Raw genomic sequence first — 24015 nt, 5'->3', positions numbered from 1 at the left:
GCACACCTTCTTTTTAACTTTTCATCTTCGGATCAAGTGCATCCCTCAGTCCGTCGCCCATAAGGTTAAAGCCGATTACTGTGAGCATAATCGCAAGTCCCGGGAAAATCATTGCCCATGGTGCGTTTAGTAAAAACATCCGCGCATCCGCAAGCATTTTCCCCCACTCCGGCTGAGGCGCTTCTGCACCAAGTCCTAAAAACCCTAGTGCCGCCGCTTCGATAATCGCTGTCGCAATCGCCAGTGTACCCTGTACGATTACCGGAGTCATTGAGTTCGGCAAAATATGCTTCCATAATATCCGGGAATTTTTCATCCCGATTGCTTTTGCAGCATGAATATACTCTTCTTCCTTAATACTCAGCACCCGCGACCGGATCAGACGGCCGAAGTTCGGTATATTAATAACCGCTATCGCAATTAATGCGTTTTGCAATGACGGTCCTAAAATCGATACAATTGCGATCGCCAATAAAATACTAGGAAACGCAAGCATAATATCAAAGATTCGTGAAATAATCGTATCAACCCAACGACCATAGTAACCTGCAATAATCCCTAAAAAACTGCCTGCAACTGCGGAAATTAACACGGCCGATAAACCAACCGTTAGCGAGATGCGGGCCCCATGTAAAATCCGCGAAAATATATCGCGACCTAGATCATCTGTTCCAAACCAGAAATCAGCAGATGGAGGCTGCAGACGCATACTTAAATTTTGCTCATTTATACCTTGTGGTGCAAACAAAGGGCCGAATACTGCCAGAAGCACAAAAAATAACACAATTGCACTGCCGAACAGCGCAGACTTACTTTTCTTGAAGTTCGTCCACGCCTCTTGCCACGGTCCTTTTACTCGTTCTTCTTCAATTCGCTGAACTTGATTTTGTATAATTTCAGCCATGCTATGCGCCTCCTCTCTAGTTGTATTTAATGCGCGAATCAATCACTGTATATAAAAGGTCAACAATCAGGTTAATCATTACGAATAAAAAGGCAACGATTAAAATACCTGACTGGATGACAGGATAATCACGGAATCCTATCGCTTCGTATATATAACGTCCAATTCCCGGCCAACTAAAAATCGTTTCCGTTAAGATGGCACCGCCTAAAAGCATGCCTGTTTGTAAACCGACCACTGTCAAAACAGGAATCAACGCATTTTTCAATGCATGCTTATAAACAACAACGAACATTTTTTGACCTTTTGCCCGTGCTGTACGAACAAAATCCGAACGCATTACTTCCAACATAGAGGCTCTTGTCATTCGTGCAATGATTGCCGTCGGAATCGTTGCAAGTGCAATGCCAGGTAATAATAAGTGCTTAAAAACAACAATAAACTGTTCAAACCGACCTTGCCATAAAGTATCAATTAAGTAAAAGTGAGTAATTGCCATGACCGGATCCCGTACTTCTTCCCGTCCCGATGTCGGCAACCAGCCCAGCTGAATACCGAATGCCCATTGCTCCATTAAACCTAACCAGAAAATCGGCATCGAAACACCGATTAAAGCAATCACCATCGCTAAGTAATCAAACCATGAATTTTGAAACCATGCCGAAACAATTCCTGCATTTACTCCGACGATAATTGCAATAATCATCGCGAAAAATGCCAGTTCAAATGTAGCTGCTAAATAAGGCCACATTTCAGAAGAAATCGGCTGCCTCGTCCTTAATGACTCCCCCAAATCTCCCGTTACAATCCCTTTTAAGTAATCGAAATATTGAATATACCACGGATTATCTAGACCAAGTTTCAGGCGAAGTGCCGCGATTGCATCTGCAGTAGCCTGCTGTCCTAAAATGACTTGTGCTGGATCACCTGGGATGGCACGAATAATTAGAAATACTAAAAAGGTCATACCGAGTAATACAGGTATTAAATGCAGTAGACGTTTGCCAATGTAGTGAAGCATGCTCTTCACCCCTTTTATGAATGTATGTTTCTGCCAGTTGAAAAAAAGGAGAGGAATATTCCTCCCCTTTCACTTAAATTTCTATTATTCCATTGAAACTTTATCTAATTTATCAGAGCCTGTTGGATGCGGCTTAAAGTCTTTCACACCTGCTTTTGCTGCAAGTAATGGTGTAGAATGAGCAAGCGGAACCCATGGCGCATCATCATGGATGATTTCCTGTGCTTTTTTGTATAATTCATTACGCACATTTTCATCTGTTTCAGACTGTGCCTGAATTAATAGCTCATGCACTTCTTCATTAGTATAGTACGCATAGTTGTTTGAACCGATATTGTCTTTGTCTAACAATGTGTAAATGAAGTTGTCTGCATCTCCATTATCACCAGTCCAGCCAAGCATGAATGCATCTGCTTCACCGTTTTTCGCTTTCTCTAAATATGTTGCCCACTCAAATGTTACGATTTTCGATGGGATACCAACATCTTCTAAGTTTTTCTGAATAACTTCCGCCACTTTTGCTCCGTCCGGCATATATGGACGAGGTACTGGCATTGCCCATAACTCAATTTCTTTTCCGTCATAACCAGCTTCAGCTAATAAAGATTTCGCTTTTTCCGGATCATAAGGGTATGGAGAAATTGCATCATTGTAACCGCTAATTGATGATGGCATCGGGTTTGCCGCCACTTCTGCACGTCCTTCAAAGAACGCATCAACAATCGCCTGTTTATCGATTGCATAGTTCACCGCTTGACGTACCAGTTTGTTATCAAACGGTGCGCGTGTATTCGTTAAACCTAAATAGCCAATATTCATTGATGGACGTTCAATCAGTTGTAAAGTAGAATCACCTTCCACTGTTTTACCGTCTGAAGGGTTAACGCCATCAGCTAAATCGATATTGCCTGCCATTAATTCATTTAGACGAGCAGAGTTATCCGGAATTGAACGGAAGATAACTTTATCTAATTTCGGTAAACCTTCTTGCCAGTAGTCTTCAAACTTCTCAATCGTGATTGAGTCATTACGTTTCCAGTCTGTAAATTTAAATGGACCTGTACCTACAGGGTTGTCGCCGAATTTATCGCCTGCTGCTTCAAATGCAGTCGGCGAACCAATTCCGAACGGGCTCATTGCCAAGTTTTTAAGGAATGGTGCCTGCGGACGAGAAAGTGTGAATACAACTGTGTAATCCCCTTCTGCCGTTACATCTTTAATAATATCTTCGCCCTCTGCTTTAAACATAGAGTTGAAGTAGTAGAAATCTTCCTCTTTTCCACCTTTCCAGCGATTGATATTTTTAATAACCGCTTCTGCATTGAAGTCTGTGCCGTCATGGAATTTTACGCCTTCTTGAAGCTGGAATGTATAAGTTAAACCGTCTTCACTTACTTCCCATTCTTTCGCTAGTCCAGGGTTGATAGTTGTATCTTGCTCCCCGAAGTTTAGTAATGTTTCAAATACGTTTTGTGTTACTTTGAACGATTCGCCATCTGTTACGATACCTGGATCAAGTGAAACAGAATCCGCTCCACGACCAAATACTAATACTTGAGGTGTTGAAGAACTTGAATTGTCTGTCGTATTGCTGTCTGTATTTGTACTTGAATCGTTGCTTGTTTCCGATGATGACGTTTCTGCATCGTCAGCACCACAAGCAGCTAAAAATAATGACATTATTAATAGCATCATAAGACTTACTAAATACAATTTACCTTTCCTCAATAAAAAAACCCCCTAGACTTTTTAATCTATTATCATTGCGGCGTTTCATATAAATGACACGCAACAGAATGACCTGGTTTAACTTGCTGGAGCATCGGAATTTCTTGTTTGCACTTATCCATCGCAAAAGGACAGCGTGTATGGAATGTGCATCCTGTCGGCGGGTTTGACGGGCTCGGTATATCACCTTTCAGCAATAGCTGTTCCCGTTCAAACTGCGGGTCCGGAATTGGTACAGCCGATAATAGCGCCTGTGTATAAGGATGCAATGGCTCATGATATAACGATTCGCTTTCCGCAATTTCGACAAGCCTGCCTAAGTACATCACGCCTACTCGGTCACTAATATGTCGCACAACCCCTAAATCATGGGCAATAAATATATATGTCAGTTTCAAATCTTCCTGCAATCGCTGCATTAAATTTAAAACCTGTGCCTGAATGGATACGTCCAGTGCTGATACCGGTTCATCTGCAATAATCAGTTTCGGATTAGTCATTAAGGCTCTGGCGATACCGATCCGCTGTCTTTGTCCGCCGCTAAACTGGTGAGGATAGCGCTTTGCATGATAGGAGCTTAAACCGACGATTTCCAAGTATTCATGGACTTTCTTTTTGCGTTCCTTCGCATTCCCGATTCCGTGGACAATTAACGGTTCCTCTAAAATTTTTTCAACCGTATGTCTTGGATTTAATGAAGCATAAGGATCCTGAAACACCATTTGAATTTCTCTCCGGACTTTCCGCATTTGTTCGCTGTTTAACTTTGTAAGCTCCACGCCATCAAATGTCACCTGGCCGTCTGTCGGTTCATGCAAACGCATAATCGCCCGACCAGTAGTAGATTTCCCGCAACCGGATTCTCCGACAATGCCTAATGTTTCACCTTCATAAAGCTCAAACGAAACGTCATCCACAGCCTTCACATCACCGACATGACGTGCAAACATCCCATGCCGGATCGGGAAATACTTTTTTAGATTGTCAACTTTCAGCAGCACTTTCGACATGTGTAACTCCCCCTTCTTCCATATCCAATAAGAAGCATCTTGCTTTATGTGTACCCGATGATTCATATAGCGGAGGGTTATTTGTTAAACAACGATCGAATGCATATTCACAACGTGCTGCAAAACGGCAGCCTTCCAAAATGGAACCCGGTTTCGGAACATTGCCAGGTATCGAATAAAGCGTATCCTTTTTATAACGCATATCCGGAACTGACTGGATAAGCCCTTTCGTATAAGGATGCTGCGGGTTTCTAAATATTTCATTAACCGGAGCTTCTTCTACGATTTGCCCTGCATACATAACAATGACGCGCTCACAAGTTTCCGCAACAACGCCTAAATCATGTGTAATGAGTAAAACAGCAGTGTTCAGCCGTTCATTTAAATCCCTCATTAACTTTAAAATTTGGGCTTGGATTGTTACATCGAGGGCTGTTGTCGGTTCATCGGCAATAAGCACTTTCGGATTACATACAAGGGCCATCGCAATCATTACACGTTGCCGCATTCCCCCCGACAGCTGATGTGGATAGTCTTTAAGCAACTGTTCTGCGTGCGGCAAACCGACCAACTTCATGATTTCCACCGCCCGGGCACTCGCTTCTTTTTTTGACCATTTCGGATGGTGGATTCGGATTGCTTCGATCAATTGATTTCCGATTGTAAACAACGGATTCAGCGAAGTCATCGGCTCCTGGAAAATCATCGCGATTTCATTGCCTCGGATTTTGCGCATTTGCTTATCAGATAGTTTCGAAATATCCTGCCCTTTCAATAAAATTTCTCCATTTGTTATTTTTCCGGGAGGACTCGGTACAAGGCCCATAATAGAGAGGGAAGTAACACTTTTACCACAGCCGGACTCCCCTACGATGGCGAGAATTTCCCCTTCATGAATTGAAAAGCTTATTCGATCGACAGCTGCAACCTTTCCACTGTCTGAAAAAAATGTCGTTTCTAACTCTCTCACTTCAAGCACAGCTTTTCGACTCATTTAACCACCCCAATTTTCTGAAGATTAAAAGTATTTGAAAATATGATATTATAACATCTACTAATTTACAACATTATCGTAAAAAAATGTATTTTCAATTATGCATAAAAAAAGTGACCATGCTGATTTATTTCAACATAGTCACTTAGATTTAATCTAATTTTTGAACTTGGAATAAGTTATAATATGCTCCTTGTTGCTCCATTAGTCGTTGATGTGTGCCGGATTCTGCAACTTCTCCGTGTTCGATAACGAAAATGTTATCAGCGTGGGTAATTGTAGACAGTCGGTGAGCAATAATGATCGTCGTCCGCTCATGTGCTAAACGGTCAAGCGAGTCTTGAATTAGCGCTTCACTTTCCAGATCGAGTGCAGAAGTCGCCTCATCCAAAACTAGAATTGGCGGATTTTTTAGAAATACACGTGCAATTGCTACACGCTGCTTCTGCCCGCCTGAAAGTTTAACACCACGTTCGCCTACTTTCGTGTCATATCCTTCCGGTAAACCCATAATAAAGTCATGGGCATTCGCCGCTTTGGCAGCAGCAACTATTTCCTCATCCGTCGCATGCGGATTCCCCATTAAAATATTCTGCTTCACTGAATCGCTAAACAAAATATTATCCTGTAATACTATCCCGATTTGCGAGCGTAATGATTCAATCGTAACATCTTTAACGTTTTGATCGTCAATTATCACCGCTCCCGCCGTCACATCATAGAAGCGCGGAATTAAGCTGACGATTGTCGATTTCCCCCCGCCGCTCATACCTACAAAGGCGACAGTTTGTCCAGGTTCAATCGTGAAATCAACTTCCTTTAAAATTGTGTTTCCATCTTTATCATACTTGAATGTAACTCGATCAAATTGAAGCTTCCCTTTTGCTGCGGGTAACACCATCGCGTTAGGCTTGTTTTGAACTTCATATTTCTCATCCATCAGTTCAAACATGCGGTCCATTGAGGCAATTGACTGAGTCAATGTTGTCGACGAGCTCACCAGTCGGCGAAGCGGTCCATACAAGCGTTCAATATAAGCATAAAACGCGACGAGTATACCTATGGAAAGCCCATCATTTAAATACTGATAGCCTGCATAGCCAATCACGATCAGCGGTGCCATATCCGTAATGGTATTAACTACAGCAAAAGATTTTGCATTCCAGCGTGAATGATCCAGCGCTTTATTAAGGAACTCTCCATTCGTTTCATCGAAAATTTTCTGCTCGTGCTTTTCCAGTGTAAAACTTTTAATGATGCTCATACCGGCAACACGCTCATGTAAGTAACTTTGAACGCCTGCCAAAGCCTGTGAGCGTTCCTTCGTTAAACTGCGAAGTCTCCCGAAGAAATACTTTACACTGAAGGCGTAAAATGGCAGTGCAATAAGCGACACAAGCGTCAACTTTACATCCATCGTAAACATGACTGCAACTACGATTAAAATCGTTGCTAAATCCAGCCATAAGTTCATCAACCCTGTCATAACAAAGTTTTTCGTCTGCTCAACATCATTGATGACACGCGAAATTACTTCTCCAGCCCGCGTATTGGCATAATACTTTAAGCTTAATTTTTGTAAATGCCCATACAGATCTTTACGTATATCAAATAAAATATTATTACTCAAGTTCTGCGCAAAGTATTGGCGGTAATATTCTATGGGTGGTCGAATAACAAAGAACAATACGAGTGCAATTCCGATCCATGTAAATAATTGGCTTGTCTTCTCTTCTGTAGACATACCCTCATTTAACAAAATATCATCGATAATTATTTGCAGGAGCCACGGTAAAAATAACGGAATCGCAAATTTAAGTATGCCGATTACGATCGTTAAAAATAAAAGCATTTTATACGGCTTGACGAACCGCATATAACGTTTAATACTATCCAATGCAAAAACACTTCCCCTCAGAAATTTTGCGACAGCAGTTATCATATCATAATTCCCCATTAAACATTTACACATATACTTTACCCAAAAGAAAAACACAAGCAACCTGAAAAAGCTGCTTGTGTCTCGTCTACTCTTTATTTGCCTGAATTTCACTCAATAAGATATACCGATTTGTCCAAGACTCTATGAAGTCCGGAGCGAATGGTCCACGGCGTTGTTCAATCCAGCTTACCAATGTTTTAACATTCCGCTGTAAAATTTTATCTATGACTTCGGGATAGTTCATTTCCAACCTGTGCTGCTCATATTCATCTTCATCCAATAATGCATGAGTCATATCAGGAAAAACTTTTACATCCAAATCATAGTCAATATATTTTAAGCAGTTGTTATCAAACACAAATGGTGAACTGATGTTGCAGTAGTAATACACCCCGTCATCCCGCAACATACAAATAATATTGAACCAATGCTCTGCATGAAAGTAACAAATTGAGGGCTCACGTGTCAGCCAGGTGCGACCATCTGATTCAGTAACAAGTGTTTTTTCATTTGCACCGATAATAATATTTTTTGTTGCTTTTAATACCATCGTTTCTTGCCAGACACGGTGGATATTACCATTGTGCTTATAACTATGTATTTGGATTTTTTCTCCTTCAACCGGTAATGCCATCATAAAGCCCACCTTTTCGTCTTAGCTAAAAATTCTAGCAGTCTTTATTGTATTATAACAATGCTTTGGCAAAACTTGTAGTTCGAATGCAATTATTTTCAATTTTGCGTGAAAATTATTGGAATCCTTAATAGTTGCACATAATAGAACAAAGTATCAATCAGTTCAGCTTCTTTTATAGTTTCCCCGCTCTACCTTTTTAAAACAAAAAAGATGCTCTGAAAGTTTGCACTTTCAGAACATCTTTCTGCACTTCATTAGAAGTTATTGTTGTTACGCTTCGCGAATTGTGCGTTACGCTGTTCTTGTTCGCGTTGCTGTTTTTGGTTTTGTTGTTGAACTTCATTGAAGTTTTCGTCTTGACCGAATTCTTCAAGGTTGTTGTTTTGTCGGTTATTTTGACGATTATTTTGTTTTTGGTTTTGATTTTGGTTTTGCTGGTTGAACTCGTTGAAGTTTAGTTCTTGACCAAACTCTTCAAGGTTGTTCTGTTGGTTGTTGCGTTGGTTTTGGTTTTGTTGATTATTACGGTTTTGTTGATTATTACGGTTTTGGTTTTGTTCATTGCGACTCATTTTGTATCACCTCCATGACCATTATTGTGGTCTGGTGGCAAACTAATTATGCATTGATTTTTCCCCAGATTTTTAACATCGGCACAGGCATTGGTAAATTGGCGATTTGCTCTTTTGTTAAGAACGCCGTATTTCCCTGTATGCCATTCACTTCAACTGCATCGACTAAAAAGCTGTCAATATGCCATTTCAAATGAGAAAACACATGTTCGAAACTTAAAATCGGTTCTTTAAAATTGTGCTCCAAAGTTACGTTATATTGTTTTTCCACTTTGGTTAAACTATTTTCATCTGCCTGGCGTTCAATCATAATAAACTGCCACATATTTGCGAGCAGACCATCTTGCGGACGCTTCTCCATTAAAAAGCGACCTTCTTTGTCCCGGATAATATAGACATCATATTCAATATTTTTTGTTTTCAGCTTTTTGGATTTAACCGGTAGGCTGGATGGGTCGCCTTCATGGAATGCTGTGCAATAATCCCGCACTGGACATAATAAGCATTTTGGTGAAGTCGGTGTACAAATTAATGCACCAAGCTCCATCAGTCCTTGATTAAATGCAGATGTATTTTCAGGATCAATCAGCTCTGTTACCGCTTGTTCAAAAATTTTCTTTGTTTTCGGCAGAGCGATATCTGCATCTATATTTAATACACGACTTAGTACGCGCATAACATTTCCATCTACAGCATGCTCCGGCTTTCCGTAAGCAATACTTAATATTGCTCCTGCTGTATAAGGTCCAACACCTTTTAACTTAGAAATGTCGACGCGGTTATCCGGTACTTTTCCGCCGTAAACTTCGACTACTTCCCGGACACCGGCTTGTAAATTACGGACACGGGAATAATAACCTAGACCCTCCCACATTTTAAGGAGCTCTTCTTCCGGTGAATAGGCTAAGCTTTCCGCTGTCGGATATTTTTCTATAAAACGGTTGTAATATGGGATGACTGTATCAACTCTTGTTTGCTGCAGCATTACTTCAGACACCCAGATTTGATAAGGTTCTTTCGTACGGCGCCAAGGCAAATCTCGTTGTTCTTCCAAAAACCACTGCACTAATGCCTGGCGAAATTGTTTTGTATATGGATAGTTCACATTGTCCTCCAAAAATTCGATTTTATTTCCTTCAAAAAGGGTATATTATAATGTGGATACTATATTGCTAAATTTTTCCGTTCTCGAACGGTTTTAAGATCGAGGGGTTGATACATTTGGATTCAGGCACACATTTCGTCATGGGGATTGCTATTGGGGGCCTAGCACTTGTAGACCCGACTGTCGCAAGTCATTCCATGACCTTTACGGCTGTAATGGCTGGAACAATTATCGGACAACAGGCACCGGATACTGATACGGTTTTAAAACTTCGTAATAATGCGGTTTATATACGTCATCACCGAGGGATTACACATTCAATACCTGCCGTTTTACTATGGCCTCTCTTAATAACAGGTGTACTCGCTCTTATTTTACCTGATGTTCATCTTTTCAATGTTTGGCTATGGACACAGATCGCCGTATTTTTACATGTGTTTGTAGATATTTTCAATGCATATGGCACACAGGCTTTGCGCCCGTTTTCAAAAAAGTGGGTTGCACTCGGTGTTATTAATACATTTGATCCATTTATATTTACGCTGCACTGTATCGGTATTTTACTTTGGTTATTAGGGACAGAACCTGTCCTCACATTTACGGTCATGTACATTATTATTTTCTTCTATTATATTTTACGTTTTGCTCTTCAAAAGGCGGTTAAAACTGCTGTCCATCATGAACTGCAGGACGAAGAATTTGTAATTGTTGCTCCGACAATGCGCTTTTTCCATTGGAAAGTTGCAGCTAAATCTAAAACGCACTTTTATGTTGGTCGTGCCTATCGCCGATCCGTCAATATTTACGATAAGTTCGAAATTGAGCCTATCCCAAAAACAGAGCTCGTTGAAAAAGCGATAAAAGATCCAAACTTAGATGCTTTTTTATCGTTTTCACCACTTTACCGGTGGGAAATTTCAGAGCTTGAAAGCGGCGTGACAGAACTGCGTTTAATCGATTTACGCTACCGCAGTAACGATCGGTATCCATTCGTTGCAGTCGCCCATTTAGATGACGAGCTTAACATTGTCAATTCTTATACCGGCTGGATTTTCACAGAAGAAAAATTGCAGAAACGACTGCAAATAGGAGCCGGCAATGACTAAATAAAAAGACGGAAAACCACCAGCCACAACTGGTGGTTTTTTATCGCAATCAGCTTAGAATCTGTACTTAGCTGAATGGTTTTAATTTAACGTATCATCACTGTCATTTAATAAGTGGGCATATTTCGGATTTTGTGCTGCAAATAAATGAAGCTTATCCCCATAACTTTCAATTAACTGGCTCACTAATTTAGCTGTATACTCCGCACCTCGGTAATCTGCACCCGCTTTGGCAGATGTCGACTCGAAATCGCTGCATAATAATTCCACCCATGTACGGGCACGACCAGCCGGTAATTTAGGATTTTTCGTTAATAATTGTTCCGTTAATCTTTGATATAACTCTTCCATGCTACTTCCCTTCTTTCATTGGACGTAATATAGAAACTGGTAACGCTTCTTCAAAACGTTCCGACCCTAATCGGTGTCCCCATGCGAAGCGACCTTTTAAATAGTCTACTTGGAAAAACTCACCTGGTGATCCGTTCAGACGATAGATTTCACCCGGAATAATAGTTGAAAGATCAACTAAGTACGCCTCTGCCATCAATGCTTTACGCTCATATACAGCATACTCGTTTACAATCCCCAATTGCTCTGCTTTTCTTGCACGTTCACGTAAATTTGCAATTTCCTGACGCAATTCCTGTTCAGACATTGAACTATATGTTAATTCATTCATTATGTTGTTGCTCCTTCTGTTCAATATATTCATTAATTTTCTCTATTGGAAAGCCCTTTTGGTAAAGTGCCTGTTTAACTTTTTGCCGAAGATCAGACCCTGTTAATTTGGATGCATATTTGCGCCAAATTTTATCACCTTGAGCTTCTATTAACTCGGACCATTCATCTTCATCACGGTCTAATGTAATCTGGTCGAGTATTTCTTTAACAATCTCATAGGAATAACCTTTACGCAACAGCACATCCTGAATTTTCTGCTTCACTTGTGTCGGAGTTTTGTTCGTATTGGAACGCACAGCTTTTTCCGCCAATTCCATTGCAAGCTTTAACTGCTCCTCATGTTCAAATGTCGCCAATACTTTCTGCTGCAAATTTTTATCAATTCCTTTTTGCATCAGGTCTTGGCGAATTGCAGCCGGTCCTTTTTTTGTCGTACGCTTTCTCGTTTCAAGCAGTGCTTTTGAATAACTTTCATCATTTAAAAAGCCTAAACCCGTTAATTTATGAATAGCTTCCTGTACAACTGCCTCCCCATGCCCTGCTTTCAGGAGTTTGGATTTCACTTCATGTTCACTGCGCATTTGGAAACTTAAAAAGTTAAGCGCTTTGTTAAATGCTTTTGCGATTTCATCTTCATATTGTATTTCATCTATTTCCATCTGCTCAAGTACTTTGCCTTTTTGCAGACCGAACTTAATAAGTGTGCCTTCATCAACGGCAAAAGCGTATTTTTCGTTCAAATATATATTGTAGCGCTCTTGATTGTTTTTTTGACGACCAATTTTTGTAATAATTTGGACTTGCACCGTGTACACCTCACAATAACAATGTACATTCTAGTATACATCTTTTTACTTCTAGTTTCATGGAACGGTATACTAATAAGAACAAAAAGAAATAAAGGCGGTGTTTGTTATAAAAGTTGCTATTGCAGGCGGTACAGGAATGGTTGGCAGGAGATTGAGTAAGCTATTACTTGAACAAGGTCACGAAGTCATAATTTTGACACGGGGAGAGCAGCAAACTAAAAACAACATCCACTATGTGCAATGGTTAAACGACGACTCGACACCAGAGCATTATGTTGAAAATACGGATGCATTTGTAAATTTGGCTGGTGTCTCGCTAAATGAGGGACGATGGACAGATGAACAAAAACAAAAAATCCTATCAAGCCGTTTGGAATCTACCGGTGAAATCATCCGAATGATACAAAACTTGAAACACAAACCGAAAGTACTCATTAATGCGAGTGCTGTTGGTATTTATCCTGTTTCCGAAACAGCTGTTTATACGGAGCAAGCTACCGAAAAAGCAACTGATTTTTTAGGAAGCGTTGTTGCACGATGGGAAGAAAAAGCAATGCAGGCTCAACAATTAGGCATTCGCACTTGTTTAACCCGTTTTGGCGTTATTTTGGAAAAAGGCGAAGGTGCATTGCCGATGATGGTACTTCCTTATAAGCTTGGTGTTGGCGGAACGATCGGATCAGGCAGACAGTGGCTTAGCTGGATTCATGTAGAGGATGTAGCACGAGCTATTCTTTTTGCAATCGAAAACGATACATTATCAGGCCCGATTAATTTTACAACACCAAATGTAAAACGTATGAAGCAATTCGGGCATTCAATTAGTAAAGCACTGAAGCGCCCCCATTGGTTCCCTGTACCAAGCGTTGCTTTAAAGCTCGCCCTCGGTGAAAAGAGTATGCTCGTACTCGATGGTCAGCAAGTGGTACCTGAAAAATTAATAAACGCAAATTTTGAATTTAAGTTTGTTTCTGTAGAAGATGCAATTCGTGATCTCTATGAATAAAACAATGCTTTTCACGCAACCTACCTTGTAAAAGGAGGTTGCTTTTTCATTGAAAAAACATATTTTAGGGATTAGCTTCGTGATAGTCGCCACATTTATTTCCTTTATATCTGTGTCTGTTGCAAAAGCCGAGGAATTTCATTGGGGCTTCAAGCCAAGCCGTAATGGTGCACCTGTAGAAATAGGAGAACCGCTTGAGTCTATGTTAAGTAAATACGGAGCCATTTATAAGGGCAGTGAGGAAAAGAAAATTGTTTACTTAACATTCGATAATGGCTACGAAAATGGCTATACCGAGAGTATTTTAAATACTTTGCGGGAAGAAAAAGCTCCAGCCACTTTCTTCTTGACCGGTCATTATTTAACGAGCGCGACCGATTTAGTAAAAACAATGGTTAAAGATGGCCATATTATCGGAAATCACTCATATGGACATCCGAATATGGCGCGTTTGTCCGCAGATGAAATGAAGAAAGAATGGAAGCAGTTTGATGACAAATTAAACGAACTGACTGGCGTCAAACGAACTTATTATGCCCGTCCGCCAGAAGGTATCTTTAATGAAGAAGTTCTGAAAGTCGGCAATGAAGCGGGCTATCGCCATATGTTCTGGTCCATCGCTTTTAAAGACTGGCTGAAAGATGAACGACGCGGCGCAAAATATGCTTATGATGCACTGATGAACCAGCTTCATCCAGGCGCGATTATTTTAATGCATACGGTAGCGCAGGATAATGCCGAAGCGATACCGCAATTCATAAAAGATGCAAAAGCGCAAGGCTATACATTCGGATCACTGGATGACCTGGTACTTGAATACGAAAAAATTTCCCCGTATTAGAAAAGTAGCGTTCCTTTCTTTTCATTGTACTTTCCGCTATACTGTACTGATGAAGAAAAAGAAGTGACTCGCACTAAATTTTGGTGCGAGTTACTCTATTTAAAGGACGTGTAAACTTGAGTGAACTAAAAATGGAAGTCGGGCAAAAGTTCCCGTTAACGATAAAACGCCTTGGCATCAACGGTGAAGGTGTCGGTTTTTATAAACGCAATGTCGTATTCGTAAAAGGTGCGATTCCTGGAGAAGAAGTAACAGTAAAATTAACAAAAGTATCACCGAAATTTGCTGAAGCGGAAATTCTGGCAATACGTAAAGCAAGTGAATTCCGTCAAGAAGCACCTTGCCCTGTGTATTCTGAATGTGGTGGCTGTCAATTACAGCATATGACTTATGACGCACAGTTAATGAATAAGCGTGATATTGTCGTACAAGCATTCGAAAAATACGCTAAAGAAATCGGACAAACAACTGAAATCCGCCCAACTATCGGAATGGATAATCCGTGGCATTACCGTAATAAATCCCAGTTCCAAGTACGTAAAGAAGGCAAGCGTGTATATGCAGGTCTATTTGCGGAAGGAACAAATCAGCTTTTAAATATTAATGACTGTCTTGTTCAGCATCCTGTAACTTCAAAAATTACAGTTGCTACTCGAAAAATTCTACAAAAGCTAAATATCCCGATCTATGACGGGAAAACATTAAACGGCTTAGTTCGTACAATTGTTGTTCGTACTGGTATGCGCTCTGGCGAAACACAAGTATGTCTTGTCACAACACGCCGCGAACTTCCGCATAAAGAAGAATTGATTGAACGTATTAAGAAGATTGATCCTTCAATCGTTTCTATTACACAAAACGTCAACCGCGAGAAAACATCGTTAATATTTGGTCCAGACACTTACATTTTAGATGGAAAAGATGCGATTCATGAAAAGTTGGGCGAATTTGCATTTGATTTATCAACTCGTGCATTTTTCCAGCTTAACCCTGAACAAACAGTACATTTATACAATGAAATTAAAAAAGCTGCGGCACTGACAGGGAAAGAAAATGTTGTCGATGCTTACTGCGGTGTTGGTACTATCGGTATGTGGCTGGCAGAAGGCGCCCGTGAAGTACGAGGTATGGACAATGTCGATGAAGCAATTGCCGATGCGAAGTACAATGCACGTACAAACGATAATTTACAGCATGTACGTTTCTTCCCAGGATCTGCAGATAAATGGCTGTTCCGCTGGTCAAAAGAAGATTACCGTCCGGATGTCATTTGTGTGGATCCGCCTCGTACAGGTTTAGAGCCAGGCTTTATTAGAACAGTTTTAAAAATCAAACCAAAGCGTTTCGTCTACACATCTTGTAACCCATCAACACTAGCGCGTGATTTAAAGGAATTATCAAAGGCTTACAACGTTGAATATATTCAACCAGTCGACATGTTCCCGCAAACAGCACAGGTTGAATGTGTTGTGAAACTGACTTTGAAAAAATAGTAAAATCTATACGCCTACACAGATTTTTTGTGTAGGCTTTCCCTTTGGTAAAAACTTGCATATGCACTTCAATTGACGCAATATTAAATTAAATATATTTTCGGAGGGATCTATTTGGGAAGAATTATTCATTTTGAAATTCATGTAGACAATATGGAACGCGCGAAAAATTTCTATCAGGCGGTTTTTGAGTGGAGTTTTGAGGATTATAGTGAATATGCAGGCATGCCGTATTTTGGAGCCATTACTGGCGACGACCAATATCCAGGAATTAATGGTGCTTTAATGCAGCGTCAAGGCCCTTCCCCTGCTGAAGGACAAAGTGTCAATTCTGCAGTATGTACTTTAGGCGTAAGTGATTACGAAGAAACCGAAGCGAAAATTTTAGCAAATGGCGGTAAAGTAGCTTTACCTAAATATGCGCTGCCAGGTATGGCTTGGCAAGGATATTTCATCGATACCGAAAATAATATTCTCGGTCTTCACCAACCAGATCCAGAAGCAAAATAACAATGAAAGCGACGAAGCTCTTATATGGGTTACGTCGCTTTTTTAAATGAACCATTGTAACAGAATCTCCCCCACTTCTTTACTTTTCATGTAAAATAGAAATCGCCAGGAGGTATTAATATGAAAAACTTTCTATTTGTAGTGATCACTTTTATTATTTCTTATTGGGCGATCTCGTCTTTTGCAGGCTTCATCTTCCCGAGCAATGATGAAAATTCGGCAACTTCGGCAAGCTCACTTCAAGCTGCTGTGACATTTGGTGGTGTAAACTATTTAAATGTATTCATCTACATAATTTTAGCAATGATTTTTACAGCAATAGTCTTTTTTTCAGTAAAAAGCAGACGTTCCAATTAAGAGAACGTCCGCTTTTTTATATAGCTATTTTCTTCGATTTTCCGAAGAACTGGATGATAACCGCTACTGACAGAAGCATGAGCGAAATAACAAATAAAAACCCGTTACTTGGGAAAATTTCCAAATATAATCCGCCTAAAAGTGGACCTGTCAAACTGCCTAAACTGAAGAAAATACCACAAAGCAAGTTACCTGTCGGCAACAGCTCTTTCGGAGTCAAATCGGTCATATATGTGATACCAAGCGAGAACATCGAACCTACACACATACCCGCAAAAAAGAAGACTGCCGCTACAAACAATTCGGAATGCTCGAAGAAGTTGCCTATTAAGAAAAAGATGCTTCCGGCAAGCAATCCTGAAACAATGACTTTATGGCGACCGATTTTATCGCCTAATGCACCAAGCGGAAACTGCATAACAATCGCACCGATCGAAAAGCCAGCCAAAATAACTGATACATAAGCTACGTCAAAATCCTTTCGTAACGCATATACCGGGAATAAAGCATTTAAGGAAGACTCTAAAAACCCATAAACAAAAGGCGGTAAAAATGCAATCCAGCCATACTTTATAGCAAGACTATAACGCTTGAAACCCGATCCATTCGCATCTCCTGCCAACGCTTCCGGTTTTTCGTTTTTCACGAAAAAGATTAATGACCAAGCTAATAAACATAATGCCGAAGAAATAATAAATGGAAAGCTTTCCGAAATTTTAATTAGCGGTACAAACAATGGGCCTACAGCAAAGCCTACACCAAAAGATATGCCGTATATTGACATGCTTTTACCAAGTTTATGTGTAGCTGTTGTTGAAGTTATCCAAGTTTGTGTCGAAAAATGCAGTGCATGATCCCCGATACCAATTAATAGACGGAGAATAAACCAAAACATGACACTTTTCCATAATGGGAATAAAAACAGTGACATGAACACGAGCGCCCCACCTAATATGATAATAGGTTTATAACCATATTTACGTAATGGCTGCTCGATAAATGGCGAGATCAATAATGTACCTATGTATAAACCTGTTGCATTCAGACCATTGAGCGTTGAGGATACTCCATCCCCTTCAAAAATTACTGAAATCAGAGGTAAAAGCATCCCTTGCGAAAATCCTGAAATTGATACAATAATAACTAAAATAGCAAACCTGCGCTGTTCATAACTCATTTCATTTTTTCTCCCTTAGTTCATACAATTTATCGTATCACAGCTTTAGGGAGAAATAAAAGTAAACTCAAAAACCCTAGCTAACTTTATCTCTAAAAGTTAACTAGGGTTTTAAATATCACTATATTCCATTTCTGCGTTGCGTAAACAGTCGTATCGGCAATTAGCCGTAAATGTTTAAACTTCCTCCTTTTCTTGAGTTTGTCTATACATGTTTTTTCCGACCATCTCCTTCATATTTAAGTATGAATTTACTTTATCATAACACATCAATTATGTAAATATTTAAAATTAACAGAATCTTAAAATAATTAACAAGTACTATACAATTTCCTATTTTTTAAAGTTAATTTAATAGATTGGTCCGTTATATAAGACAAGTTGTTGTTTAACTTTTAGAAAAGAGCGTAGTATAATATTATTAAGTCAATACAAAAGGAGCATCATACATTATGAAGCCAATTACAAACAAAGAACAACAAGTAACATATTTAAAAGAACGCCTGGAAATTTTCCTAGAAGTGCTTGATGCAATCGATCCTGAAACGACGGAAATTGAAGATATTGATCGCTTAATTCAAATGATGGATGATTTAGAAGACAAAATGGACCAATTCCAATCTCGCTAAGAAAATAGAAATTTCAGCAATACCTGTACACTGGGTATTGCTTTTTTGATTCTTTTGACTAGTTCTGCTATTATTCGCCGTTTTTTCTTTTAATCTGACAAACATTCATGTAAGCGCTCTTTTTTTTCCACATTAAAAGAGTTATAATGTAAGATGGTTTATTAAGAAAGACATAACATTCATTTCTTCGTGAAAGTTTTGTTCTAACTTATATTAATTTTATTGATCAAAATACACATATTTTTCTGGGGGGAAAAATAAGATGGCATACTTAGAAACTTTAGAAAAAAGTCTTTATTCTTTAGTAACTGAAACATCTACTAACTTACCAAAAGACGTTCGTCGTGCTATTAAAGCTGCAAAAGAAGCAGAAAATGCTGGTACACGTGCAGCGATGTCTTTAGACACAATCACTACAAATATTGTAATGGCAGAAGATAATGTATCTCCAATTTGTCAAGATACGGGTCTACCAACATTTAAAGTATATACTCCGGTTGGCGTAAACCAAATCGAAATTAAAAAAGCAATCCACACTGCAATTGCTGCAGCTACAGGTGATGCAAAGTTACGCCCCAATTCAGTTGATTCATTGACTGGTAAAAACTCTGGAACAAACATTGGTGCTGGACTTCCAGTAGTAAAGTTTGAGCAATGGGAAAATGACTATATAACAGTGAAGCTTATTTTAAAAGGCGGCGGCTGTGAAAACAAAAATATCCAATATTCTTTACCTACAGAATTAGAAGGTTTAGGACGCGCTGGTCGTGACTTAGATGGTATCCGTAAATGTATTTTACATTCTGTATGGCAAGCACAGGGACAAGGCTGTTCTGCTGGTTTCATCGGTGTTGGTATCGGTGGAGACCGTTCTTCAGGTTATGATCTTGCAAAAGAGCAGTTATTCCGTCATGTTGATGATGTGAATCCAATCGAAGACTTAGCAAAACTAGAACAATATATTGTAGAAAAATCAAATACATTCGGTGTTGGTACAATGGGCTTCGGCGGTGAAGCAACATTACTAGGTTGTAAAATCGGTGTAATGGACCGTTTACCAGCTTCATTCTTCGTATCTGTAGCTTACAACTGTTGGGCTTACCGTCGTATGGCAATCGATATTGATCCGGCGACTGGCGAAATCACAAACTGGCACTACCAAGAAGGTGAAAAAATCACTTTCCGTGATGAAGAAAAACAAGATAACTCGGACAACAAAGTAGTTGAATTGGTTGCACCGATTACTGAAGAAAAAATCCGTTCACTTAAAGTTGGGGACGTAGTAAAAATTTCTGGCCGTATGTATACAGGTCGTGACGCAATCCATCACCACTTAATCGGTGAAGGTGTAGAAGCGCCAGTAGACCTTGATGGTCAAATTATTTACCACTGTGGTCCGGTAATGGCGAAAGACGAAGCAGGCAACTGGGTTGTTAAAGCTGCTGGTCCAACAACTTCAATTCGTGAGGAGCCATACCAAGGCGATATCATGAAAAAATTCGGTATCCGTGCTGTTATGGGTAAAGGCGGTATGGGACCAAAAACACTTAAAGCTTTAGAAGAACACGGAGGCGTTTACTTAAACGCAATCGGCGGTGCTGCTCAGTACTATGCAGACTGCATCAAGTCAGTTGACGGTGTAGACTTAATGGAATTCGGTATTCCAGAAGCTATGTGGCATTTAACTGTAAAAGACTTTACTGCAGTTGTAACGATGGACTCTCATGGTAACTCATTACATGCTGATGTAGAGAAATCTTCTTTAGATAAACTAGCATTGCATGCAGAGCGCGTATTCTAATAGATAAGAAAAACGACTTCTACCAAATGGTTGAAGTCGTTTTTTATTCCGTTAGATATTACATATAATTCTAACTATTCTATTTATTGGTATGCTATACTATTTTATTATATAAGTTATAGGTGGTGTTTTATGTTCTATATTAAGATATTGATTAATGCATTATTTATAGCTGCTCAAGTACACGTGAGTACGAAATATCAGTACAAACGCAGTTTCCTTGTTGCTCTTTTGTATACGATTTATGTTAGTGTTATTCTCCCTTACGTCACTTTTGGATATATATATCTATATCTTTCATTAATGCTTTGGCTATTTTTCAGCGCAAGCTTTTTTATGCGGGATCGATTGTTTGGTTAAAAAAAGCAGCACAGAATTTGTCTGTGCTGCTTTACTTTTTCATGTTATTGAACTAATTGTGTATCGGCTGGTTCATTGTAGACTGTTGTATCGAGCTCTTTTGTTGCACGGCTTGATACGACACCCGAAACCATTGACCCGCTTACATTAAGTGCTGTACGACCCATGTCGATTAACGGTTCTACCGAAATTAAAACACCTGCTAACGCAATCGGTAAATCCATTGCAGATAACACGATAATGGCTGCGAATGTCGCACCACCACCTACACCTGCCACACCAAATGAACTGATCGCCACAATTAAAATTAATGTTGCGATAAAGCCAGGTGTTAACGGATCAATACCCACTGTCGGTGCAATCATTACGGCCAACATTGCCGGATAAACACCCGCACAACCATTTTGCCCGATTGAAAGACCAAATGAAGCAGCAAAGTTGGCAATGCCATCCGGAACACCAAGACGCTTTGTCTGCGTTTGAATATTTAACGGTAATGCCCCTGCACTTGAACGTGAAGTAAAGGCAAACAGCAATACTTCCGCTGTTTTTTTCAAATAAGTTAATGGGCTTAAACCTGTTAATGCCACAATGATTAAATGCAGGATGAACATAGCGATCAGCGCCACATAAGAAGCCAGGATGAATTTACCTAAATCCATAATCGCCCCTAAATCACTCGTTGCAACGGTACGTGCCATAATGGCAGCTACACCATATGGAGTCAAACGTAAAATAATACGTACAACACCCATGATTAAACCGTAAAGTGCATCGACACCTTTTTTTACATTTGCCGCCGTTTCTTCTTCTTTTCGACGGAGTGTTAAATAACTAAATCCTAAAAATGCTGCAAAAATTACAACCCCAATTGTTGATGTTGCACGAGACCCTGTTAAATCCGCAAATGGATTTGCAGGAAACATTGATAAAATCTGTTCAGGTAAAGGTGTCACTTCTGCCGAACGTTCAACCAATGATTCACCGCGTGCAATTTCAGCCTCACCTTGCATAATTTGAGATGCATCTAAGTCAAATAACACTGTTGATGCAATACCTAAACCAGCTGCAACAGCAGTTGTACTGATTAAAACTGATAAAATAACCGCTGCTGACTTACCTAAGTTTTTACCAAATGTCACTTTTGTAAATGCAGCTAATATCGAAATGAATACTAAAGGCATCGCAATCATCTGCAGTAATTTTACATAGCCGGTTCCGACGATGTTGTACCATGGCACAGTTTCATTAACGGCATCAGCCCCTGCCCCATACGCAAATTGTAAACCTACCCCTAGTAAAATACCTAATCCTAATGCAATAAAAACACGATTTGAAAACTTAACATGCTTCGTTTTAAGGAAATATAAAAAAGCAATGACAATAAGCAGCAAAGCAATATTAAGCAATACGTAGAAATTCAAAGTATACTCCTCCAATTTTATAAATGTACTTCATTATATTACTCTATAATCCTTATAAGTCAAGTAGGCATTATTTTTTTAATTCTCTATTGTATGTTATTTACAAAATAAATGACCTATATTATAATTATTATAAATAAGAAATAATTCTAATCTAATTGAAATTCATTATCAATCCTTATCAATATTAATAATCATTATCAAGGAGGTATTTATGATTAATTCTAATCGAGAAAACTTATCACTAAATGAGAAAATCCTAGAACACAAAGAATTAATTGCTGCTTTAGTATCAGGCTTTATCATTTTGCTCGCGTGGCGAATGGAATCAACAGAACAAATGACAGCTGCTGTAATAGCATACTTAACAGCATTTTTCATCGGTGGCTATGCAAAAGCAAAAGAAGGCATTGAAGATACAATTGAAAGTAAATCTTTAAATGTAGAAATTCTAATGATTATTGCTGCCATTGGTTCTGCCATTATCGGTTACTGGATGGAAGGCGCTGTATTAATCTTTATATTTGCCTTAAGTGGTGCACTTGAAACATATGCAATGAATAAAAACAATCGTGAAATCTCTTCATTAATGGAATTGCAGCCAGAAGAAGCATGGCTTGTACGAGGCGGGTTTGAACCGATAAAAGTTTCTGTAAAAGACTTGAAGGTAAACGACCATATTCTAGTAAAGCCAGGCGAACGTATTCCGGCAGATGGCGAAATTTTTAAAGGTGTCTCAACTGTCGATGAGGCAGCAATTACCGGAGAATCAATGCCGATCACTAAAAATGTAGGAAATGAAGTTTTTGCAGGTACAGTAAATTTAAACAGTGTATTAACTGTAAAAGTAACGAAGCCCAGTTCCGAAACGTTATTCCAAAAAATCATTACACTTGTTCAATCAGCACATAGTGAAAAATCACCTTCACAACAGTTTATTGAACGCTTTGAAAGTGTGTATGTAAAAGCTGTATTATTGGCCGTAGCACTTATGATGTTTTTACCGCACTATTTATTAGGCTGGGACTGGACGACAACACTGTACCGCGCCATGGTGTTACTAGTTGTTGCTTCTCCTTGTGCATTAGTTGCTTCTATTATGCCGGCTACCCTTTCAGCTATTTCCAATGGTGCAAGAAACGGGATACTTGTTAAAGGCGGTGTGCATTTAGAGCATTTAAGCTCTATACGCATATTGGCTGTCGATAAGACAGGTACATTAACACAAGGTACACCTGTTGTGACAGATTTTATTGTTCGTGATGATTTAGACAAACAGCAGACATTAGCTTTAATAGCAGGGATTGAAGGACAGTCAAACCATCCCCTTGCACAGGCGATTAACGCATTCGCAAAAGAGCAGAATGTCATCCCCCCGCACAGTATTACTATTGAAGATATTCCTGGTTACGGAATGAAAGCGCAGTTTAATGAACAATCCTATTTAATTGGAAAACCTGACTTTGTTGGAGCAAATTTGGCGCATCAATTTGCTGATGGAGCACTCGAACAATTAGCGAATGAAGGTAAAACAGTTGTCTTCCTCAAAGATCATCAAGGGATTGCAGCACTGATCGCCCTTAAAGATGTAGTTCGGGACGAAGCGAAAAAAGCGGTGGCTGCATTGCAAGAACTTGGTATTAATGTAGCCATGCTGACTGGTGACAATGAAACAACCGCAAAAGCGATTGCAAAAGAAGCGGGTGTTTCAACTTACGTAGCGGAGTGCTTGCCGGAAACGAAGGTCGAGCATATTAAGCAATACGAAAAAACATCCGGCCATGTCGGCATGGTTGGTGACGGTATCAATGATGCCCCTGCCCTTGCTACTGCCTCCGTCGGTATTGCAATGGGTGGCGGTACAGATGTCGCACTAGAGACAGCGGATGTAATATTAATGAAAAA

At 39.6% G+C, this 24015-nt stretch carries 23 protein-coding genes; 9 read left to right on the top strand and 14 right to left on the bottom strand.

Annotated features, from left to right (window positions below; all coding sequences use genetic code 11):
- Nucleotides 1-13 precede the first annotated feature (13 nt).
- From nikC to mutY, 9 genes are all read right to left on the bottom strand, one after another.
- On the bottom strand, nucleotides 14-904 hold the full coding sequence (gene nikC / locus ABS917_RS18010) for a nickel transporter permease (RefSeq protein WP_350480279.1): 891 nt from the start codon (nucleotides 902-904) through the stop codon (nucleotides 14-16).
- A gap of 16 nt (nucleotides 905-920) precedes the next feature.
- Nucleotides 921-1925 (bottom strand): ABC transporter permease, encoded by a 1005-nt coding sequence (locus tag ABS917_RS18005; RefSeq protein WP_350480278.1) that lies wholly within the window; start codon nucleotides 1923-1925, stop codon nucleotides 921-923.
- An 84-nt stretch (nucleotides 1926-2009) separates the two neighbouring features.
- On the bottom strand, nucleotides 2010-3653 hold the full coding sequence (locus tag ABS917_RS18000; protein WP_350480277.1) for an ABC transporter substrate-binding protein: 1644 nt from the start codon (nucleotides 3651-3653) through the stop codon (nucleotides 2010-2012).
- 32 nt (nucleotides 3654-3685) lie between these two features.
- Nucleotides 3686-4663: an ABC transporter ATP-binding protein gene (locus ABS917_RS17995; RefSeq protein WP_350480276.1), complete on the bottom strand. Its 978-nt coding sequence runs from the start codon at nucleotides 4661-4663 to the stop codon at nucleotides 3686-3688.
- Nucleotides 4638-5657, bottom strand: coding sequence for an ABC transporter ATP-binding protein (locus tag ABS917_RS17990; RefSeq protein WP_350480275.1), 1020 nt, complete (start codon nucleotides 5655-5657; stop codon nucleotides 4638-4640). Before ABS917_RS17990 ends, ABS917_RS17995 begins: the two co-directional genes overlap by 26 nt.
- A 151-nt stretch (nucleotides 5658-5808) precedes the next feature.
- On the bottom strand, nucleotides 5809-7533 hold the full coding sequence (locus ABS917_RS17985; RefSeq protein ID WP_350480288.1) for an ABC transporter ATP-binding protein: 1725 nt from the start codon (nucleotides 7531-7533) through the stop codon (nucleotides 5809-5811).
- A 151-nt stretch (nucleotides 7534-7684) separates the two neighbouring features.
- Nucleotides 7685-8233, bottom strand: a complete 549-nt coding sequence (gene ntdP, locus ABS917_RS17980) for a nucleoside tri-diphosphate phosphatase (RefSeq protein WP_340803035.1) — start codon at nucleotides 8231-8233, stop codon at nucleotides 7685-7687.
- Between the two features lie 257 nt (nucleotides 8234-8490).
- Nucleotides 8491-8808 (bottom strand): hypothetical protein, encoded by a 318-nt coding sequence (locus ABS917_RS17975; RefSeq protein WP_350480274.1) that lies wholly within the window; start codon nucleotides 8806-8808, stop codon nucleotides 8491-8493.
- Nucleotides 8809-8854: 46 nt separating this feature from the next.
- Nucleotides 8855-9913 (bottom strand): A/G-specific adenine glycosylase, encoded by a 1059-nt coding sequence (gene mutY, locus ABS917_RS17970; RefSeq protein WP_350480273.1) that lies wholly within the window; start codon nucleotides 9911-9913, stop codon nucleotides 8855-8857.
- A gap of 116 nt (nucleotides 9914-10029) precedes the next feature.
- On the opposite strand from mutY, the gene ABS917_RS17965 reads away from it, so the two are divergent.
- A complete protein-coding gene (locus ABS917_RS17965; RefSeq protein ID WP_350480272.1) occupies nucleotides 10030-11019 on the top strand; it encodes a metal-dependent hydrolase in 990 nt (329 codons plus the stop codon).
- An 81-nt stretch (nucleotides 11020-11100) separates the two neighbouring features.
- Here ABS917_RS17965 and ABS917_RS17960 read toward each other — a convergent pair whose 3' ends face one another.
- Genes ABS917_RS17960 through recX form a run of 3 tightly spaced genes read right to left on the bottom strand, consistent with a single transcriptional unit; the run spans nucleotide 11101 to nucleotide 12509 of the window.
- On the bottom strand, nucleotides 11101-11370 hold the full coding sequence (locus ABS917_RS17960; RefSeq protein WP_350480271.1) for a YfhJ family protein: 270 nt from the start codon (nucleotides 11368-11370) through the stop codon (nucleotides 11101-11103).
- A 1-nt stretch (nucleotide 11371) separates the two neighbouring features.
- Nucleotides 11372-11701 carry a YfhH family protein gene (locus ABS917_RS17955; protein ID WP_079523624.1) on the bottom strand — a complete coding sequence of 110 codons (330 nt, stop codon included), beginning with the start codon at nucleotides 11699-11701 and terminating at the stop codon, nucleotides 11372-11374.
- On the bottom strand, nucleotides 11694-12509 hold the full coding sequence (recX, locus tag ABS917_RS17950; RefSeq protein ID WP_350480270.1) for a recombination regulator RecX: 816 nt from the start codon (nucleotides 12507-12509) through the stop codon (nucleotides 11694-11696). Before recX ends, ABS917_RS17955 begins: the two co-directional genes overlap by 8 nt.
- A gap of 109 nt (nucleotides 12510-12618) precedes the next feature.
- Here recX and ABS917_RS17945 point away from each other — a divergent pair, with 109 nt between their 5' ends.
- From ABS917_RS17945 to ABS917_RS17925, 5 genes are all read left to right on the top strand, one after another.
- Nucleotides 12619-13518 carry a TIGR01777 family oxidoreductase gene (locus ABS917_RS17945; protein WP_350480287.1) on the top strand — a complete coding sequence of 300 codons (900 nt, stop codon included), beginning with the start codon at nucleotides 12619-12621 and terminating at the stop codon, nucleotides 13516-13518.
- Nucleotides 13519-13567: 49 nt separating this feature from the next.
- Nucleotides 13568-14359, top strand: coding sequence for a polysaccharide deacetylase family protein (locus ABS917_RS17940; protein ID WP_350480269.1), 792 nt, complete (start codon nucleotides 13568-13570; stop codon nucleotides 14357-14359).
- Nucleotides 14360-14490: 131 nt separating this feature from the next.
- Complete coding sequence (gene rlmD, locus ABS917_RS17935; protein WP_350480286.1) at nucleotides 14491-15852, top strand: 23S rRNA (uracil(1939)-C(5))-methyltransferase RlmD; 1362 nt, start codon at nucleotides 14491-14493, stop codon at nucleotides 15850-15852.
- A gap of 114 nt (nucleotides 15853-15966) precedes the next feature.
- Nucleotides 15967-16362 (top strand): VOC family protein, encoded by a 396-nt coding sequence (locus ABS917_RS17930; protein ID WP_350480268.1) that lies wholly within the window; start codon nucleotides 15967-15969, stop codon nucleotides 16360-16362.
- 120 nt (nucleotides 16363-16482) lie between these two features.
- A complete protein-coding gene (locus ABS917_RS17925; RefSeq protein ID WP_350480267.1) occupies nucleotides 16483-16719 on the top strand; it encodes a carboxypeptidase in 237 nt (78 codons plus the stop codon).
- Nucleotides 16720-16735: 16 nt separating this feature from the next.
- Here the strand turns inward: ABS917_RS17925 and ABS917_RS17920 are convergent, their stop codons facing one another.
- Entirely contained in the window at nucleotides 16736-17896 is a 1161-nt protein-coding gene (locus tag ABS917_RS17920) for an MFS transporter (RefSeq protein ID WP_350480266.1), read from the bottom strand.
- A 449-nt stretch (nucleotides 17897-18345) separates the two neighbouring features.
- On the opposite strand from ABS917_RS17920, the gene ABS917_RS17915 reads away from it, so the two are divergent.
- On the top strand, nucleotides 18346-18525 hold the full coding sequence (locus tag ABS917_RS17915; RefSeq protein ID WP_350480285.1) for an SE1561 family protein: 180 nt from the start codon (nucleotides 18346-18348) through the stop codon (nucleotides 18523-18525).
- A 262-nt stretch (nucleotides 18526-18787) separates the two neighbouring features.
- Nucleotides 18788-20326 (top strand): fumarate hydratase, encoded by a 1539-nt coding sequence (locus tag ABS917_RS17910; protein ID WP_087617411.1) that lies wholly within the window; start codon nucleotides 18788-18790, stop codon nucleotides 20324-20326.
- Between the two features lie 404 nt (nucleotides 20327-20730).
- Here ABS917_RS17910 and ABS917_RS17905 read toward each other — a convergent pair whose 3' ends face one another.
- Nucleotides 20731-22110, bottom strand: coding sequence for an L-cystine transporter (locus tag ABS917_RS17905; RefSeq protein ID WP_350480265.1), 1380 nt, complete (start codon nucleotides 22108-22110; stop codon nucleotides 20731-20733).
- Nucleotides 22111-22324: 214 nt separating this feature from the next.
- Between ABS917_RS17905 and ABS917_RS17900 the strand changes: the two genes are divergently transcribed.
- On the top strand, nucleotides 22325-24015 hold a 1691-nt coding region (locus ABS917_RS17900; protein WP_350480264.1), incomplete at its 3' end, for a heavy metal translocating P-type ATPase.

This window comes from Solibacillus sp. (assembly GCF_040273735.1).
In the GTDB taxonomy this organism is placed as follows: domain Bacteria; phylum Bacillota; class Bacilli; order Bacillales_A; family Planococcaceae; genus Solibacillus.
This window is presented reverse-complemented; position numbering and strand designations above follow the sequence as displayed.